Consider the following 16,568-nt stretch of genomic DNA (forward strand, 5'->3'; position numbering starts at 1 on the left):
ACCGGCGGGATTTATCCCACCGAGGAGTGGCTATTTTAGGGCGTCGCGAAGGGATAGTCGACGTAACCTGTCTCACCGCCGCCGTAAAGAGTGGCGTAGTCGACGGGATTGAGCGGCAGGCCCCGTTCGAATCGCTTCGGCAGATCGGGGTTGGCGATGAACGTGCGGCCGAAACCGAACAGGTCGCCATGGCCGTTGGCAAGCACGCGCTCGGCCTTTTCCTGGGTGTAGCAACCCGAGTACATGATCGGCCGGGTGAACGTCTCGCGCAGCGCCTTGCGAAACGACTCGGGCAGTTCCGGGGCGTTGTCCCAGTCGGCCTCGGCAATGGACAGGTAACCGATACCCAGCTCATTCAACATGGCCGCTGCCTGGATGTAGGTAGCCTGCGGGTCGCTTTCTACCAGGCCCAGGTAGACGCGTTCCTCAGCGGTTGTCTCGAACAGCGGCGCAAAACGTACGCCGACACGCTCGCTGCCGAACACCGAGATCACCGCTTCGGTCACCTCGCGCAAGAAGCGCAGGCGATTGTCCAGCGAACCTCCGTATTCGTCGGTGCGAAGGTTGGTGTGTTCCGAGATGAACTGATTGAGCAGATAGCCATTGGCTGAATGCAGTTCGACGCCGTCGAACCCCGCTTCCCTGGCGTTGACTGCCGCGACGCGATACAACTCGACCAGCGCCTGGACCTCCGCAGTTTCCAGGGCCCTGGGCATGCTCGGATCGGCCAGCGCACCGGCGTCAGGACCGGTTTCGATGAAGACCTTCACGGCCGTTGCGCGAATGGCGGAGGGGGCGACGGGGGGCTGGTTGTCAGGTTGCAGGCTGTCATGAGACACGCGCCCGACATGCCAGAGCTGACAGAAAATCACTCCGCCTTGTTCATGGACGGCGCGGGTGACCTGCTGCCAGCCAGCGATCTGTTCCTGGCTGTAGATGCCTGGCGTCCAGGCATAGCCCTGGCCACGCGGCTCTATCTGGGTGCCCTCGGTGATCATGAACCCGGCGCTGGCGCGTTGCCGGTAATAGTCGCTCATCAAGGCATTGGGCACGTCCCCGGGCTGGGTACTTCTGGACCGCGTGAGCGGGGGCAGGGCAATCCGGTTCTTGAGGGTCAGGCCACCGAGTGTGAGGGAGGTGAACAGGCTGGAGTCGATCATTTCAGTTCCGTAGGACAACGAGAGTAACTTCACATTAACACATTCGAATGCGTTTATGTGATGCGTATCGATATCCATGAGAAGCACGCGCTAGCTCGCCTTGGATGCAACCCCAGGCACCTGCGCGCGCGTGACCAGCGCGATACCGACACACACCAGCACCAGGGCTGCCAGGTTCTTCCATTCGAAAATGCTCTCGCCGAGGAACATCGCCGACAGCCCGGCCCCGAACACCGGCACCAGGAATGCGAACACACTGACCCTGCCGACGGGGTTGTATTTGAGGAGCAGGCTCCACAGCGTGAACGCCACCGCTGACAGCAGGGCCAGGTAGATGAGTAGCAGGGTCGACGTGGCTGTCATGTGACCCAGGGTTCCGCCGGTCGCGTACCCGCCCACAAGCAATGCCAGGCCACCAACGGCCAGCTGCCAACCCGTCATCACCATGGCATCCATACGGTGGGAGACATATTTGCCATAGATGGACGCCGCCGACAGCACGAAAGCGGCGATCACGATGAAGCCCTCCCCGTGCACGGACGGCAAGGCATCGAGCGGACCCGCGCCGGCGTTCACCGTCAATACACCGGCAAATCCGAGCAGGCAGCCCACGCTCTTGCGCGTGGACAGTTTGTCGTTGTGGTAGACGAAGTGCGCCAGCAGCACGCTGAAGAAGGTGGTGGTGGCATTCAGAATCGACGCGCGGACGCCCGTCGTGTAGGCCAGGCCAATGTAGAAGAACACGTATTGCAGCCCCGTTTGCACCAGACCCAGCAGGGCCACCTGGCCAAATGTGCGTGGGCTCAGGCGCAAGACAGGCTTGCCCATCATGACCGCCAGCAGCAACAGGCACAGGCCGGCCAGGAGGAAACGATAACCTGCGAAAATCAGCTTGGATGGCACGTCGTTCGGGGCAATCTGCAGCAACTCGTAGCCGTTCTTGATCGCCGGGTAAGAGCTGCCCCAAAGGGCACAACACAGGGTAGCCAAAAGCAATACGGTTCTGGGGTCGGAAAGAAACTGCGACACGGGACGCGTGGCGGATGCGTTCATGGGTGGCTCGTCAAAGGATAGAAGGAAGGGCGTCGCCGCACATGCCTGTCTGTGCGGCTGGGGAGGGTTTGGCTACTGGGGAGCCTGTAGCGAGACCAGCCCGATTGCTACGAGGTGAACGTCGTCCCACGCGTGTTCACGAACAGCGAGTAGATCGAATGACTGCTGGCCATGAACAGTCGGTTGCCTTCCCGTCCGCCAAAGCACAGGTTTGCGCAGCGTTCTGGCAGCGAAATGTGTCCGATCGCCTTGCCTTGGGGGTTGAACACGCGCACGCCGTCCAGTTTTTCCAGGTCGGCCTTGGGATCGCCATTGCCGCCCCAGCCGCACCACAGGTTGCCTTCTTCATCACATTCGATTCCGTCGATGGCGGCGTAGTCGAGCCCCTCGATATGCTTGCGGCGCTCGCCAAGGGTGCCGTCGTCCTTGACCGCAATGGCCCAGACCAGGCGGTTGGGTTTGGCCCGGCCTTCGACGACGTACAGGGTTTTTTCATCGGGGGAGAAGCACAGGCCGTTGGGGCCATCGAGGTTGTCGATGACCCGAGTGACCTTGCCACTGTCGCCGTCGATGCGGTAAACGCCATGGGGTTGAACCGGCGTGACCTTGTGGCCTTCGTAGTTGTTGTGGGTCTGAAAGGGCGGGTCGGTGAACCAGATCGAGCCGTCGCTTCTACAGACGATATCGTTGGGCGAGTTGAAGGGCTTGCCATCGTAGCTGTCGGCCAGCACGGTGAGCGTTCCGTTGTATTCGGTGCGCGTGACCCGGCGACCCTCGGCAGTGGTGGTCGACCCTTCGCAGACCAGCAAACGCCCTTGGCGATCGCGACACATGCCATTGGAAAAGTTGGCGTGCTCGCGGTACACCGAGAAGCCCTCGGTGACTTCGTCCCAGCGCATGATGCGATTATTGGGAATGTCACTGACCAGCAAGTAGCGGCCATCGCCCACCCAGACCGGGCCTTCTGCCCACCGCATACCGGTGGCGAGCTTTTCCACGCTGGCGTTGAACACACGCAACGCCATGAAGCTATCGTCGAGGGCGTGAACCAACGGGTCGGGGTAGCGCGAGCTCAGTGGTTCGGCGGCATCCGACAGTTGGGGCAGGGCGGCGGCGCCCATTGTCGCCAGCGAGGCAGAGACGGCGAGGGACTTATGCAGGAAGCTGCGGCGGGTGTTGCCTTGAGCAGGGCGTTCAGGCAAGGCGGACAAGGTTGAGTCCATGTAGCGATCTCCGTGATCTTGTTTTTTTTGGAGATGCAGTAATACCGCGTGATAAGACATCGTACAAGTACGGATGGACTATGCCGGTAGTGCGCCGGTGCAGCCTCGCCTCATATCCGATGTTGAGCGAGCGAGAAATCCACGAATACCCGCACCCTGCAGCATCAATCCACCCGATACCGCAACGCCTCGACCAGCAACGCAAACGCCGGCGACGCTTGCCTGCGGCTTGGGTAATACAAGTGGTACCCCGGGTGCCAGGGGCACCAGTCTTCGAGTACGACCTGCAGTTGCCCGCTGGCAATGTAGGGCGCAGCCATGTCGTCTGGAACGAAGCTCAAGCCGAACCCGTCCAGGGCGGCGTCGAGCAGTTGGTACGCGCCGTTGTAGATGACCTGTCCAGACACCCGCACGTTGAGGGTTTCATCGTCCTTTTCGAACTCCCACGCATACAGTCCGCCGTGAGTGGGCAGGCGCAGGTTGTTGCACAGATGGTTGGGCAGGCAGCGCGGTGTGACCGGGCGCTCGCGTCCGGCGAAGTAGGCCGGTGAACCCACCACGAGCATGCGCATGTCGGGACCGATGCGCGTGGCGATCATGCCATCGGCGACAGCCTCGCCCAGTCTCACGCCGGCGTCGAAGCCCTGGGCCGCGATGTCGACGAAGTTGTAGTCGCAACAGACTTCGATGGAGATGTCGGGGTACTTGGGCAGAAAGGTTTTCAGCACTGGGCGCAGAACCAGCTCCAGGGCATGGTCCACGGCATTGATGCGGATGTTGCCGGCGGGACGGTCGCGCAGTTCGCTGAGTGCCGCCAGCGCAACTTCGATATCGGCGAAACTGGGGCCAACCGTGCTGATCAATCGCTGGCCAGCCTCGGTGGGGGATACGCTGCGGGTCGTGCGCGTCAGCAGTCGCAAGCCCAGGCGCGCTTCCAGGGCTCGCACTGTGTGGCTGAGCGCAGACTGCGAAACGCCAAGCTTGCCGGCGGCCTTGGTAAAGCTGCGCTCCTTGGCAACCGCGAGGAAGGCAAGAAGATCGTTGGCATTGTCGCGAAGCATTCATGAGTCCAGTTCATTTATCCATGCTGATTATAGTGGCTAATCAGACGGACATCTAACGGGTAGATTGGAGTTCTTCGGCAAAGCACAGGAAGATTCTTGGTGAAATCACTCGCAGCCGCCGCGCTCTCATTGTCCTTGTTAACGTTTGAAAGCAAAGGAGCCCAGCCCATGAATGGCACTCACTCCCTCAATGTCACCGTAACGCCCGCAGGCTCGCAGCCGTCCGCGGTCGGGCCCGCCGAGTACTTTACCGGCAAGGTTCGGGTCGATGCCCCATTCAAAGGCACCGACGGCGCTCGCATCGGCGGCGCCACGGTCACTTTCGAGCCCGGCGCGCGTACCGCCTGGCACACCCATCCGCTGGGCCAGACGCTGATCGTCACCGCAGGCGCCGGCTACGTGCAGCAGGAGGGCCAGGCCCGCCTGCTGATTCGCCCCGGTGATACCGTGTGGATTCCTCCCCAGGTCAAACACTGGCACGGCGCGCGGCCCGATACTGGCATGAGCCATATCGCCATTGCCGAGGCACTGGACGGCAAGGTGGTGGATTGGCTGGAGCAGGTCAGCGATGCGGAGTACGGCCAGGCGCAGTGAGGCCAATGTCCAGCGTGCATTGGCAACAATCGCCCGTGCACCGAACGGCTGCTGACTGCAAACCCGACTTGCTATAAAATCGATGCCAAAGTGCCATGCCGTTCGACGCTCAGTCGACCACCGGACAGCGGCACGTCTTTGCTCTGACAGGGCACATCGATAGCAAAGGCGGGGAGCCTTGGTATGCCGCTCAGTCGCCAGGAGTTGGGGAGAAGTTTCGCGCGCCGTATCTACGGGCCGCGCTCGATAGGGTGCCTGCTCAGTGCGCTCTTCATCGGTGCAGTGTTGCTGGATCAGCCCGGCACGCCCACGTGGGTATGGGCAGCGATGTTGGCCAACCTCGTGGCCTGGCCAACCGGTGCGTACCTGCTCGCACGCAATGCCTCGGATCCCTTCGCTGCCGAACAGCGCAACCTCATGCTGGACGCCCTGTTCGCCGGCGGCTGGGCAGGGCTGATGGCGTTCAACCTGCTGCCGTCGGTGCTGCTGCTTGCCATGGTCGCCATGAACGCGATGGCCGCAGGCGGTTGGCGCCTGTTACGGGCCAGCGTTGCGCTGCAGGTTGTGGGTGTGCTTATGGCGCTGAGCCTGAATAGGTTCGAGTTGTCGATGGCGACCACGGCGCTGCAGCAACTGGCCTGTCTGCCGATGCTGATCATCTACCCGCTGATCGTGGCCCGCGCCAGCTACGGCGTTTCGGTGCAACTGGCAGTGCACAAGAAGGCCTTCAAGCTCATCAGTAAACTGGACGGCATGACCCGCCTGCTCCATCACGCTTCGTGGAGGGAAAAGCTGGACGAAATCTTTCCTCGCTGCAGGAGGGGCGAGGTGACGGCGATGCTGGCCTTGATAGACATCGATAACTTCAAGCGCATCAACGATGAGCACGGTCATCTGGTGGGCGATGCCATCATCGGCCGCCTGGCCAACCTGCTGCGTTCAGGGCTGGGGACCTCTGCAGTACCGGGACGCTACGGCGGCGACGAGTTCTGTTTGCTGCTGTTCGATGTCAGCGTCGCGGAAGCGACCCGGCAGTTGGACGATATTCGCCAACGATTCGCCGACTGGGCTGACCTGACCGTGCCCGTAGAAGTGACCCTGAGCATTGGCCTGGTGCCTTACTCCCATGAATATGCCAGCGAACGTGATTGGATAAAGGCCACGGACGAAGCACTGTACCGGGCCAAGCGCAGTGGCAAGAATCGGCTTTGTGTGCAGCCGTGGCCGGCCAGCGTTGAGGGCTGATGGCTGCTGCGGGGTCGTACCTACTCGGCCCCCACCGCAAACTCGGGAAGCACATACTCCTGCAGCTCCGCGATCACTTCCAGCGCCGGGCGACGTGTTGGCTTGAGGTTCAAGGCAACATGGTTGACGCCGGCATCGCGTTGGCGCGCGAAGAAGGCCTTGAGGGCATGACGGCCGCCGCGCAGCACTCGACCGGTCTGCAACGGTGCGTTGGCATCGGTATCCAGGTCGAACATCGCGCCATAGCCGAACGGTACGAAACCACGCGACGCGGTCACTTCACGCCAGTGCGGCACCACCTCCGACATACGCTGGGCATCGCCATGCCAGATCCAGGCGTCGACGTGTTCGCCCAGCCACTCCAGGCTCTGGCCGGCACGGCCAATGGCGATGATGGGGATGCGTGACGCCGCAGGCTTGGGCACCAGGTCGATGTCGCCGCGCAGATGGCCGAAGTGTTCGGTTTTCAAACGCGGGAAGGATACCGAGGTCAGGGTCTTGATCAAGGCCACCGCTTCGCGATAGCGCTCCACGCGCGTGGCGAAGTCGACCCCGAAGGCGGGGTACTCGGTGGGCCGGTCACCGGACGCCATGCCGGCCAGAAAACGGCCGCCCAACAGTTGGTCGGCGGTGGTGATCTGCTTGGCGGTGATGACCGGCTCGCGCAGGGGCGTGACGAACCCGGCCGTGCCGATTGCGATCCGTTGAGTGAGCGCGGCCAGCCAGCCGGCGTACACCAGCGGGTCCAGCACCTGGCCGGTGTCGCCGAACGACGGGTCGTAGAAGGGTACATCGCGCAGCCACAAGGCTGCAGCGTCACTGCGATCCAGGCTTTGCACGATCTCGGCCTGGTCCGACAGGCCTGGAAAGGGGCTGTCGGGGTAGCCACTGGCCGGGGAAATGAAACCAATGGTCAATTGACCCTGTTGGAAGGTGCGGCTGAACGCGTCGTGGCCAGCCAGATCGTGTAGAGGTTTTTCCGGATTCATAGTGCCTGCCCAAGATCCAAGAGATATCACCAGTTTAACGCCAGGGTGGATGCCTTTTTCGGACCTTTCGGATGGACTGTGATGAATTACTTTCCCCAATCTAGGGTGGAAATCGACCCAGGATGCAATGATGCCAGAAAGACATTACCCAGCCTAAAAAGTTCAAAACCTTTACATAAATAAAAATATGTACAACTTTTTGTAAAGTTATTGGGGTTTCTACCGATAGGGACGTTTGACCGCAGAATGATTGCGATCAGCCTCATGGGCCACGCAGAGCTCAGGCGTCCGAGAAATGGACCGTTCTCACCCCAAGACCCATTACGAACCTTCCCATTTCGGGCTGTGAGAACCTCATGAACATCCTTGCTCCTGCCGTAGCACTGGCCAACCGATTACGCTTTCCGACGAAGTTTGCGGTACTGGCAATCATCGTTCTGATCCCCCTGGCGCTGCTGGGCACCCGTTTCATCGTTCAAATCAACGAAAGCCTTGCGGTCATCCGTTCGGAGCAGGCAGGCCAGCGTTACCTGCTGGACGTCACGCCCATCCTGCGCTTGTCCATGATGCAGCGCGCCCTGAGCAATCGCCTGCTCAGCGGTGATTCGACTGCGCAAGCCGATGTACTGGCCAACCAGGCGAAGCTGGAGGATGCATTTTCGAAACTGGCCGCCACTGACCGCCAGTTCAACGAGCCGCTGGAAACCGGTGACCGCGTCCAGGATCTGCACGCAGCAGCCACGCGGTTGATGGCGCAGGCCAAGCCGGGCGCCGACCAGAGCGGCGTGTTCGACGCGTGGAACGACCAACTCACCGAGACGTTGAATTTTGTCTACTACGTGTCGGCCACGTCGGGGATGGTGCTGGATGAGGATTACGCATCGCTGTTCATGATCGACCAGAGCACCTTGCGCCTGCCCCGCCAGATCAACATCGTCGGGCAACTGCGTGGGCTCGCCAGCGGCCTGCGTGAAGGGCAGGTGTTGAGCCCGGCTACGCGCGGCGTGATCAAGTCGATGCTCAAGAACGAACTGCTGATCCACAAGGAACTGCAGCAAAGCCTGGCCTTGCTGCGTCGCCGTGAGCCTGCGCTCGCCGATCGGATCCAGGCACCCATCAGCAGCGCTTTCGCAAGCCTTGAGGGCTTCCGTGCGGACCTCGAGGCAGTGACGTCCTCTACCAGCGATACACTGGGCAACGTGCAGAACGTACCCGCCAAGGGCAATGCAGTGGTGGCTGAGTTGTACAAGGCCCAGGACACTTTGCAGGAGGAGTTGCTGAACCGGCTGGAGCATCGTGTCGAGGAAAAGAATGCTCAGCGCCAGTTCATCATTGGCATGTTCGCGCTCGTCGGCCTGCTGCTGGTCTACGTGTTCTGCGGCATCTACAGCGCCATGCGCCGTACCATTCAGGATGTCCTGTTGGCCACCCAGCTCATTGCCCAGGGCGACCTGAGCACGCGCGTCCAGGTCCGCGGCAAGGATGAAATGGCCGACGTGGGCAACAGCCTGAACCATATGGTGCAGGCCTTCAGTGGCTCGCTGGCTCAGGTCGAGCGCAGCTCGCAGTCGGTGTCCGATGCCGCCACGCGCATGGGTGTATCCATCGACCGCGCCAAACGCTCGATGAATACCCAGCAAAGCGAAACCGAGCAGGTGGCCACGGCCATCAACGAAATGACCACCAGCGTTGCCGACGTCGCGCAGAACACCGAAGGTGCCGCCCACGCCGCCGAACAGGCCAGCCAGTCGTCCCATGCCGGGCTGGCGCAGATGCACGAAACCAAGGTCACCATCGAGGCCCTGGCCGACGAAGTGGAGCGCAGCGCGCAGAAGGTCTCGGCGCTTGCCCAGCACAGCCAGCAGATCGGCGGGGTCATCGAAGTGATCCGCAACATTGCCGACCAGACCAACCTGCTGGCCTTGAACGCGGCCATCGAAGCCGCCCGCGCGGGTGAGCAGGGCCGCGGCTTCGCGGTGGTCGCCGACGAAGTGAGGACCCTGGCATCGCGTACGCAAAACTCCACCGAAGAGATCCGCCGGATCATTCAGGAACTGCAATTGGCTACCGCTGCTGCCGTCGAGCAGATGAAGGCTGGAAAGCAGCGCGCCCAGGAATGCCTGCAGTCCGCCGATGCGGCCTCGACCAGCCTGGATGCCATCAGCGATGGCGTCGAGCAGATCGTCGGCATGAACACCCAGATCGCCAGCGCGGCCGTTCAGCAGCACGCCGTGTCGGAGGACATCAACCGCAACGTGACCGAGATTCGCAATGGCAGCCTGGCGTTGATGGAAGGTATCGAAGACAACGCCGTGACTGCAGAAGAGCTATCACTGCTTGCAACCGAGCTGCGCACCGTGGTGGCGCGGTTCAAGCTATAGGAAGGCGCGCCGGGGAGCGCCGATCAGTGCCCAGGGGCAGATCGGCGCGCTGTGGTCTATCGGCGCTGACGGTCGCAGCGCTACAGGGATGCAGCCAGCTTGGTGGCCGCATCCAGAGCGGCATTAAAGCTGGCCTCGGCCGTTGCGGCATCGCCCAGCGTCGCTTCCGACTCCACCGTGTCGATGGCTGGAATGCCCACCATCCGTGCCCAGGTCCTGAGGAATGCAACCTGATGGTCGTAATCCTCGGTGGGATAGTCCTCGCCCAGCACCACCCCGCGGGTGGCTAGCACCACCACCTTCTTGCCCTTGAGCAGGCCGCACATGCCCTGTTCATCGAAATCGAACAGCACGCCGCGCTGTGACACCGAGTCGATCAGGTGCTTGAGACGGTAGGGCACACCGAAATTCCACATCGGCACACTGAAGACAATCACATCGGCGCGATGGAAGCGCTCGCCCAACGCGTGGATCTGTTTCCACACGGCTGCCTGTTCGGGAGTCATTTCCACGCCTTCGAGGTCGGCGTACTTGGCATTCAACGCAGGACCGTCGAAAGGCAGCAGATCGGTGGTCCACACATCCAGCACGTCGACGGTGGCGTCAGGCTGATGCGAAGCGACGGTTTCGAGGTAGCGTGCGGCCAGTTTCAGCGAGGCGGAACGCTCGCCACGCGGAGAGCTGGCAATGTGAAGAATATGCATACAGGGGTTTCCTATGTGGCGCAGCTGCGCGGGGTTTCGATTTAGTCCTGTGCGCGAGCGCCGATGTTCAATTCTGCAAAGCGTACCTTCGGCAGTGCTCCAGGTACCCTTGCTCATGACTGCCCACCAGATGAACCACGCTGGACCACAGCCAGGACGGCGCGTCCAGCGTGTTCGAGCGATTGGTCTGTAGCTCGCGCATCCAGTCAGCCCTGGTCGAAAGGTCCATCTGCCGTGCGTGAGCAGCACCCACGACCCTGGCCAGGTAACTCGCCGCGCGCATGGCTTCGGTTTCGCTCAACTGGTCGAGCTCAAGCTTCATGTCCTGGGGCAGCAGTTCACGAATGAAGAAGCCATGGTCGAGCATCCGCGTGGCCAGCATCCGATTGCCTAGGCCCGGAGACAGATGCCGGGCGCCTTCGACCACGCGCCGGCCGTTATCGCGCGGCATGCCTACGCGAACCGTGCGCGGTGCTGCGGCAGCGACCGCTTCCTTGACGTCCAGGAGACACAGTTCCTGGTCATCGTCGTCGCCCACGCCGAGCAGCACGGCATAGCGCTTGAGGCCCAGGGAGCTGCAACCCTTGACCCAATAAGCCGAATCCAGCAACTCGACACTGTCACTCCCCGAGCGGCCCTTGAGGGACGTGACCAGGGCATGGATCTCGTCGGTGGCGCACAAGGTCTTGATGGCGCTGCGCTCGGTTTTGGAGAGCGCCCAGAAATGCTTGCCCAACGGAATCGTCGGACGCATGTCTTCGATGCGTTCCTGCGCCAGATGCTTCCACGTACGCTGCACAGCGCTGCGCATGCCAGCCTTGACCTGCGCGGGACGCTGCGGCTGTTCTTCCTGGTTGTTCTCGAAGGCTTGCTCGTAGCCCACCATCATCTCTTCGAGCATGCGCGCGGTGGCCACGCCGGGCAGGTCCGAGCCGCGAGCGGCGGTCGCCAGCGACAAGCCGAGCCGGACCAGGTCGTGGACAGGGTTGCCGATCACCGTCTGGTCCAGGTCGCGGATATGGATGTCGATGCGACCCTTCAAATCGCCGGTCGGCCCGAGGTTGCCGGCGTGACAGTCGCCACAGATCCACACCGGCGGCCCACTGGGCAAGCGCCGACCGGACTGGGACTGCAGCCATTCATAGAATTGCACGGTGCTGCCGCGCACATAGGCATGCGCGGATCGGGCCATCTTCAAATTGCGCAGTTGCTCGAGGGGTTCCAGGCGTGCGGCAGGACGGGGCGTTTTCATGGAATAGTCTTTGGGGGAAAGACTATGGAGTGGTTATCCGAGGTGCATGTTTCAAAATGTTTCTAGTTTTTTATCCGGGCAAAAACACGACGAGAAGTGCATATGGCTTTGGCAGGCGCTGAACTGTTCGATGCCGGCAGGTAGCGGGCCACCGGCGCAGATGGGTGCAGGGTTCATCCAATACACGTGGGCTTGGGTTCCTCGATGAATACATCTGGCTTGGTATGGAAGCGCTGTGCTAGCGCATAGGCCATCTTGTGGCTGATGGGGCGCGTCCCGGCCAGCACCTTGGACACCACATGCTTATCGCCAATTTCGGGCAAATCCGAACCGGTAAGCCCCAGCATCTCCATGAAGTCACGCAACAGCTGCACGGCAGTGCTGGTGGGTTTCAAATGGGCGTTGATGGCCTCGAACTGCTGCGAATCACGCTCGTAATTAAGAAGCGCATCCTCGAGCTCGACCAGTACCTGCTCTTCATACTTGTTCAGGGTATGGCCATCAGTCAGCTCGTCGAGCAGCGCAGACGCACGCGCGTATTCGGCGGGGCTATGGATGCCGCCAACGAACGACTCACGTAGCTGCTCAACCAATACTTGAAGGCTTTCCAAGGCAGCACGGATGCTTTGAGGATCTTGAAGTACGGTGGTCATGGTTTCGCCCCTTGGTTGTTTCTGGCATACCAGTTATTTGCAGCGTCATATTCAGCATGGGTATAGATGTGTTTGACGTACAGCTTTTGCCGCTTGTAATTGACGCCTGCGATCAATCTCAATTTGTTGCCGCCGATATCGATCACAACCCACCCCACCTGTGCCCGGGGCTTGAGTAGATCCAACCGGCTCCCAAACAGGTCTGCCAGATCGTTGTAACAGCTGGGTTCCAATGCACACAGAATTCGATAGCAGGCTTTGAGGGCAGTGGCGCAGGTAGGGTGCCTACGGCATGCGTCGTCAAATCGATCCTTCTTCAGAACATCCATATGTCTTCCTGGCGTTTATCATCATGATACGCCAGTTGTCATTTTTGGCAACTTCAAGCTGGCCGTAGCAGTGATGTGCGAGCTAGGGCCCCAAGCATTTGCATGTCAGCCATCAATTCTATGACGAGCCAAGTCGGAACTGCTCTCAACGCGGCCCGGACCGTGGCCGCTTTTGCCCAGCACTGTTCGCTTCGGGAACTGCACAACTGCCGTTCCTGCAGCGAGCACTGCCGTCCGGGTGGGGCAGCCAGGCCAGATGCGGACGCCAGCGGCAGAACAGCCGATAGCCAACGTTGAACAGCGGCCTGGCCCACCGCCAGGACAACGGCGCGGCCCAGAGGCCAAGGCCTGCGGCGCGCCAGCTCCAGAGTGTCGCGTCCAGGCCGGTGACCCATGTTCCATCGCTGAACCGGGCATGAAGCAACGATTCCATGTGCGCCCGGGTGAAGCCCAAGGATTGAGCGTCGAACGCCGGATCGCTGATATCGGTGAAATGCAGGCGTTCGGGCAAGGCACGCGCCCTCAGAACCTTGATTTCGTGGGCGCAGAGGGGGCAGTCACCGTCGAAGTAGAGGGTCAGCGGCCACTTTATGCTGTCGTGCATCGATGAGTGTCCTGGGTGGGTGTGCGAATGAAATGTCTGAAATCGAGCGAGGTGTGCTTGATTGGAATAGACACCCGGTTCTCCCTTTCACTCGTTTTTTTTCGTTAGCGCGCAGATTGTTTCGCGCAAAAGCGCGTTCGATCAGCGCCCAAGCGCCTTGCCCCACCCCTGATCCCTGGCATGCCGCCAATCGCGGTCTTCCTTGCTGTCGATGCCGACATGCCGTTGGAAGTCGGCGACGGCGCTGGCTTGGCATTGCCGGAAGCCGTCGTCCCAGCCGGTGGCGTATTGACGATCCGAAAGGTAGACAGGCACGTTCTTGCGAAATTCGCCCAAGGCTTGCGCGGCGTGCCGACCACTGCCGCAGCCGTCCTCGAAGCCGCTGGCGAAGGGGGCAGGGTAGCCCTCGGCCAATAGCCGCTCCCGGGTCGTTTGGCAGGCGCTCAACACTACTGCCGATAAGGCTAGGCTCAGCAGCACCCCAGTTCGTCTACCAGGTCTCCACAGGGCGTTCATCGCCGGTACCCGTCGGGCACCAGGGCCGCAGTCGACACAGGTGAAGGCTGTGTCGAGGGGCGGTAGAGAATCCAGCGATAACACAGCACGCAAATGACCCAATCGATCAGCAGCGTCCAGATGTTGTGCGAAAGGAAGTGCGCACCTTGCGCCATTCGCCCCAGCGAAAAGACCGATCCCAGCATCAGCGCCACCGCCAGTGCGATTCGCGCAGTGCGTGGGCGACGATCGCGGCAGAAAAAGAACAGGGCGAGCAACGAGAAGCCGCTCGACGCATGGCCGCCGGGCCAGCACAGACCAGGCTTTTCCGTTGCGGCGCGGGGGCTGAGCAACGGTGTATAGGTTTCCTGGCCGCCGAACTCTTTCAGGCTCCAGGGGCAATGCACGGCTGTCAGCACTTTGAGCGGCGTCACCACCGACGTAGTCAGCGCCATCGCCAGCACCACATACCCCAGTGGTCGACGCCATTGGCGCAGGCGCGTGGCCCACAGACTCGCCACGAAACCTGCAAGTGCAAGTACGGCAAAGGCGATCACCGCCTGCTTGGCGCGATCATGCAGAATGTTTTCCAGCCAGTAGCTCTGGCGTCCGATGAAGCCAACCCCCGGCACGTAGAAGATCTGCGCCAGGGCGAAGTCGAAGGCGGGTGGATACAGCCACAGCATCGTTGCCATCAGCACGAGCGGAATGCCCAGCGCCAATCGAAAGTCAAAATGCCGGGACGCAGCGACAGGTAATGCGATAGCCATGACAGGCTCCGATCCAATGATGAAGAACAGGTGAAAGTTACGTGGGGAAGTAACGACGGCGGCCTGTCATCAATGATCCATCGGCCGCTTGCGTTACGAGCGACGATAAGTTTGCGCCGTTCAGAACGAAGTGAACGAACTGTGAAAAATACGTGGAAAGTAGTGCTCGCCTCGGCTGCAGGAAGCGATCGCATTGCTGTGTTCCAGCGCATGCCTTGAAACGGACTCGCGACGAGCTTTTCCTCGCGAATCTTTCACGAAAATTTGAATTATCCGCGTCTAGAGTCCGCGCCATCGACAACCGTAGCACGGCGCACGGCTCGCTTCTTTGCCCGACGGCAGACTCCCATGTTCAAACTCAAACCTGTACGCCCGGAAACCGCGACGGTGCTTGCCAGTGTCTTTCTGCTGGTGGTATTCAATGTGCCCCTCTGGCAGCATCTGGCTGCAATTACCGGGGAGGGGGGCGCTGGAACACAACTTGCCCTTGCTTTTGCCATCATGCTGTTGGGCGTGTTCAATATCGTCCTGACGATAGTGGCGTTTCCAATCATATTCAAACCGGTATTGACGGTGCTGTTTCTTACCAGTGCTAGTGTCACCTACTTCATGAGTCACTACGGTGTGCTCATGGACGTTGGCATGCTTCGCAATCTGGTGGAAACCAATATCACCGAAGTACAAGGCTTGTTGTCTCCGATGCTCTGGGTCTATGTTTTGCTGTTGGGCGTATTGCCGTCGGTGCTGTTGTGGAAAACGCCCATCGCCTACCGCAAAGTGCATCGCCAGTTGGTCAGCAAGGCACTGGTCGGCGCGGGCTCTGCGGCGGTCATTGCCGTGGTCGCGCTGGTGGACTATCAGGGGCTGTCGTCACTGTTGCGCAATCATCACGAGTTGCGCCTGATGGTGGTGCCGAGCAATTACATTGGTGCCTCGATCGCCTATGTACGCGAACAAGTGTCCACGGCACGACAGCCATTCCGGGCCATCGGCGAAGACGCCGTGCGAGCCGTCAACGTGGCCAGCAATGCGCCCAAGTCACTGACGGTACTGGTGGTAGGGGAAAGTGCGCGCGCCGAGAACTTCGGCATCCTGGGTTACGAGCGCGAGACCACGCCGCAACTTGCTCAGGAACAAGGGCTGGTGGCCTTTACCGACATGCACTCCTGCGGCACCGAAACGGCTGTCTCTGTGCCATGCATGTTCTCCAACATGGGCCGCAAGCAGTACAAGGCGGACATTGCGAAAAACCAGGAAGGCTTGCTGGACGTGCTCAAACGCGCGGGGCTGGATGTGGTGTGGTGGGACAACCAGTCTGGCTGCAAGGGGACGTGCGACCGGGTCACTTTTCTGGACGTCAGCCATGACAGAGATCCCGCATTGTGCGCGGACAACGAGTGCGGGGACGAAATTCTGCTGCAAGGTCTGCAGGCCTTCATTGACCATTTGAGCAAAGATACCGTTCTGGTATTGCACCAGATGGGCAGCCACGGGCCCGAATATTTCAAGCGTTACCCCAAGGCGTTCGAGAAATTCACGCCGGTGTGCAAGAGCAATGCGCTGGATGCGTGCAGCAGAGAGAGTATCGTCAACGGCTATGACAACACCTTGCTGTACACCGATCACGTGCTGGCTCGGCTCATCGATGTACTGCGCAGCAACCAGGATCATCTGGCCACCGCAATGATCTATCTGTCGGATCATGGCGAGTCGCTGGGCGAGTACAACCTGTTCCTGCATGGCACGCCTTACATGCTTGCCCCCGATCAGCAGAAACACGTGCCGCTGCTGGTATGGCTTTCCGAAAGTTATCAGCGCGCGCTCACGGTCGACAGCCGCTGTCTGCAGCAGACGCGTCATGAACCGCTGAGCCAGGACAATCTGTTTCACTCGGTGCTAGGCTTGCTGCATGTGCAGACCCGTGTCTACGACACCGGGTTGGATATGTTCGCCAGTTGCAGGGGGATCAACGGGCATGCGGCTGACGCGGCGAAACAACTGGCGGCCGGCCGCTGAGCGGGTGACCTTTTCCGTTGTTCCGCCTGACATCAC

16 protein-coding genes are annotated in these 16,568 nt (G+C 60.8%); 4 read left to right on the forward strand and 12 right to left on the reverse strand.

Annotated elements, in window-relative coordinates; translation table 11 throughout:
• Positions 1 to 35: 35 nt before the first annotated feature.
• The 4 genes from ONG87_RS08415 to ONG87_RS08430 form a co-directional block, all read right to left on the reverse strand.
• Positions 36 to 1,160, reverse strand: coding sequence for an alkene reductase (locus ONG87_RS08415; protein WP_264382633.1), 1,125 nt, complete (start codon positions 1,158 to 1,160; stop codon positions 36 to 38).
• A 90-nt stretch (positions 1,161 to 1,250) separates the two neighbouring features.
• Positions 1,251 to 2,213 (reverse strand): DMT family transporter, encoded by a 963-nt coding sequence (locus ONG87_RS08420; protein WP_264382634.1) that lies wholly within the window; start codon positions 2,211 to 2,213, stop codon positions 1,251 to 1,253.
• A gap of 107 nt (positions 2,214 to 2,320) precedes the next feature.
• Positions 2,321 to 3,436, reverse strand: coding sequence for an SMP-30/gluconolactonase/LRE family protein (locus tag ONG87_RS08425; RefSeq protein ID WP_122478637.1), 1,116 nt, complete (start codon positions 3,434 to 3,436; stop codon positions 2,321 to 2,323).
• A 164-nt stretch (positions 3,437 to 3,600) separates the two neighbouring features.
• Positions 3,601 to 4,497 carry a LysR family transcriptional regulator gene (locus ONG87_RS08430; protein WP_264382635.1) on the reverse strand — a complete coding sequence of 299 codons (897 nt, stop codon included), beginning with the start codon at positions 4,495 to 4,497 and terminating at the stop codon, positions 3,601 to 3,603.
• A 171-nt stretch (positions 4,498 to 4,668) separates the two neighbouring features.
• Between ONG87_RS08430 and ONG87_RS08435 the strand changes: the two genes are divergently transcribed.
• Complete coding sequence (locus ONG87_RS08435) at positions 4,669 to 5,094, forward strand: cupin domain-containing protein (protein ID WP_264382636.1); 426 nt, start codon at positions 4,669 to 4,671, stop codon at positions 5,092 to 5,094.
• 183 nt (positions 5,095 to 5,277) lie between these two features.
• The gene (locus ONG87_RS08440; protein WP_264382637.1) at positions 5,278 to 6,339 is read left to right on the forward strand and encodes a diguanylate cyclase; all 1,062 of its coding nucleotides are present in this window, start codon (positions 5,278 to 5,280) and stop codon (positions 6,337 to 6,339) included.
• 20 nt (positions 6,340 to 6,359) lie between these two features.
• Here ONG87_RS08440 and ONG87_RS08445 read toward each other — a convergent pair whose 3' ends face one another.
• A complete protein-coding gene (locus ONG87_RS08445; protein ID WP_122478631.1) occupies positions 6,360 to 7,328 on the reverse strand; it encodes an LLM class oxidoreductase in 969 nt (322 codons plus the stop codon).
• 356 nt (positions 7,329 to 7,684) lie between these two features.
• Here ONG87_RS08445 and ONG87_RS08450 point away from each other — a divergent pair, with 356 nt between their 5' ends.
• Complete coding sequence (locus tag ONG87_RS08450; protein WP_264382638.1) at positions 7,685 to 9,709, forward strand: methyl-accepting chemotaxis protein; 2,025 nt, start codon at positions 7,685 to 7,687, stop codon at positions 9,707 to 9,709.
• A gap of 80 nt (positions 9,710 to 9,789) precedes the next feature.
• Here ONG87_RS08450 and ONG87_RS08455 read toward each other — a convergent pair whose 3' ends face one another.
• The 7 genes from ONG87_RS08455 to ONG87_RS08485 all read right to left on the reverse strand — a co-directional run bounded on the left by ONG87_RS08455 (position 9,790) and on the right by ONG87_RS08485 (position 14,516).
• A complete protein-coding gene (locus tag ONG87_RS08455; RefSeq protein WP_122478628.1) occupies positions 9,790 to 10,413 on the reverse strand; it encodes an FMN-dependent NADH-azoreductase in 624 nt (207 codons plus the stop codon).
• A gap of 67 nt (positions 10,414 to 10,480) precedes the next feature.
• On the reverse strand, positions 10,481 to 11,665 hold the full coding sequence (locus ONG87_RS08460; RefSeq protein WP_264382639.1) for a DUF2252 domain-containing protein: 1,185 nt from the start codon (positions 11,663 to 11,665) through the stop codon (positions 10,481 to 10,483).
• A gap of 173 nt (positions 11,666 to 11,838) precedes the next feature.
• Positions 11,839 to 12,318 carry a type II toxin-antitoxin system HigA family antitoxin gene (locus ONG87_RS08465; protein ID WP_264382640.1) on the reverse strand — a complete coding sequence of 160 codons (480 nt, stop codon included), beginning with the start codon at positions 12,316 to 12,318 and terminating at the stop codon, positions 11,839 to 11,841.
• Entirely contained in the window at positions 12,315 to 12,647 is a 333-nt protein-coding gene (locus tag ONG87_RS08470) for a type II toxin-antitoxin system HigB family toxin (RefSeq protein WP_264382641.1), read from the reverse strand. The genes ONG87_RS08465 and ONG87_RS08470 overlap by 4 nt, the downstream gene beginning before the upstream one ends.
• Before the next feature lie 145 nt (positions 12,648 to 12,792).
• Complete coding sequence (locus ONG87_RS08475; RefSeq protein WP_264382642.1) at positions 12,793 to 13,251, reverse strand: thiol-disulfide oxidoreductase DCC family protein; 459 nt, start codon at positions 13,249 to 13,251, stop codon at positions 12,793 to 12,795.
• Between the two features lie 141 nt (positions 13,252 to 13,392).
• Positions 13,393 to 13,767 (reverse strand): hypothetical protein, encoded by a 375-nt coding sequence (locus ONG87_RS08480; protein ID WP_264382643.1) that lies wholly within the window; start codon positions 13,765 to 13,767, stop codon positions 13,393 to 13,395.
• Entirely contained in the window at positions 13,764 to 14,516 is a 753-nt protein-coding gene (locus ONG87_RS08485) for a phosphatase PAP2 family protein (RefSeq protein ID WP_264382644.1), read from the reverse strand. The genes ONG87_RS08480 and ONG87_RS08485 overlap by 4 nt, the downstream gene beginning before the upstream one ends.
• Before the next feature lie 348 nt (positions 14,517 to 14,864).
• Between ONG87_RS08485 and ONG87_RS08490 the strand changes: the two genes are divergently transcribed.
• Positions 14,865 to 16,532, forward strand: coding sequence for a phosphoethanolamine transferase (locus ONG87_RS08490; RefSeq protein ID WP_264382645.1), 1,668 nt, complete (start codon positions 14,865 to 14,867; stop codon positions 16,530 to 16,532).
• Positions 16,533 to 16,568: the final 36 nt, after the last annotated feature.

The organism is Pseudomonas sp. MM227 (assembly GCF_947090715.1).
GTDB lineage: Bacteria > Pseudomonadota > Gammaproteobacteria > Pseudomonadales > Pseudomonadaceae > Aquipseudomonas > Aquipseudomonas baltica.

Coding starts and splice junctions, on each gene's coding strand:
- ONG87_RS08415 (WP_264382633.1), bottom strand. CDS start 1,160: ATGATCGACTCCAGCCTGTTCACCTCCCTCACACTCGGTGGCCTGACC.
- ONG87_RS08420 (WP_264382634.1), bottom strand. CDS start 2,213: ATGAACGCATCCGCCACGCGTCCCGTGTCGCAGTTTCTTTCCGACCCC.
- ONG87_RS08425 (WP_122478637.1), bottom strand. CDS start 3,436: ATGGACTCAACCTTGTCCGCCTTGCCTGAACGCCCTGCTCAAGGCAAC.
- ONG87_RS08430 (WP_264382635.1), bottom strand. CDS start 4,497: ATGCTTCGCGACAATGCCAACGATCTTCTTGCCTTCCTCGCGGTTGCC.
- ONG87_RS08435 (WP_264382636.1), top strand. CDS start 4,669: ATGAATGGCACTCACTCCCTCAATGTCACCGTAACGCCCGCAGGCTCG.
- ONG87_RS08440 (WP_264382637.1), top strand. CDS start 5,278: ATGCCGCTCAGTCGCCAGGAGTTGGGGAGAAGTTTCGCGCGCCGTATC.
- ONG87_RS08445 (WP_122478631.1), bottom strand. CDS start 7,328: ATGAATCCGGAAAAACCTCTACACGATCTGGCTGGCCACGACGCGTTC.
- ONG87_RS08450 (WP_264382638.1), top strand. CDS start 7,685: ATGAACATCCTTGCTCCTGCCGTAGCACTGGCCAACCGATTACGCTTT.
- ONG87_RS08455 (WP_122478628.1), bottom strand. CDS start 10,413: ATGCATATTCTTCACATTGCCAGCTCTCCGCGTGGCGAGCGTTCCGCC.
- ONG87_RS08460 (WP_264382639.1), bottom strand. CDS start 11,665: ATGAAAACGCCCCGTCCTGCCGCACGCCTGGAACCCCTCGAGCAACTG.
- ONG87_RS08465 (WP_264382640.1), bottom strand. CDS start 12,318: ATGACCACCGTACTTCAAGATCCTCAAAGCATCCGTGCTGCCTTGGAA.
- ONG87_RS08470 (WP_264382641.1), bottom strand. CDS start 12,647: ATGGATGTTCTGAAGAAGGATCGATTTGACGACGCATGCCGTAGGCAC.
- ONG87_RS08475 (WP_264382642.1), bottom strand. CDS start 13,251: ATGCACGACAGCATAAAGTGGCCGCTGACCCTCTACTTCGACGGTGAC.
- ONG87_RS08480 (WP_264382643.1), bottom strand. CDS start 13,767: ATGAACGCCCTGTGGAGACCTGGTAGACGAACTGGGGTGCTGCTGAGC.
- ONG87_RS08485 (WP_264382644.1), bottom strand. CDS start 14,516: ATGGCTATCGCATTACCTGTCGCTGCGTCCCGGCATTTTGACTTTCGA.
- ONG87_RS08490 (WP_264382645.1), top strand. CDS start 14,865: ATGTTCAAACTCAAACCTGTACGCCCGGAAACCGCGACGGTGCTTGCC.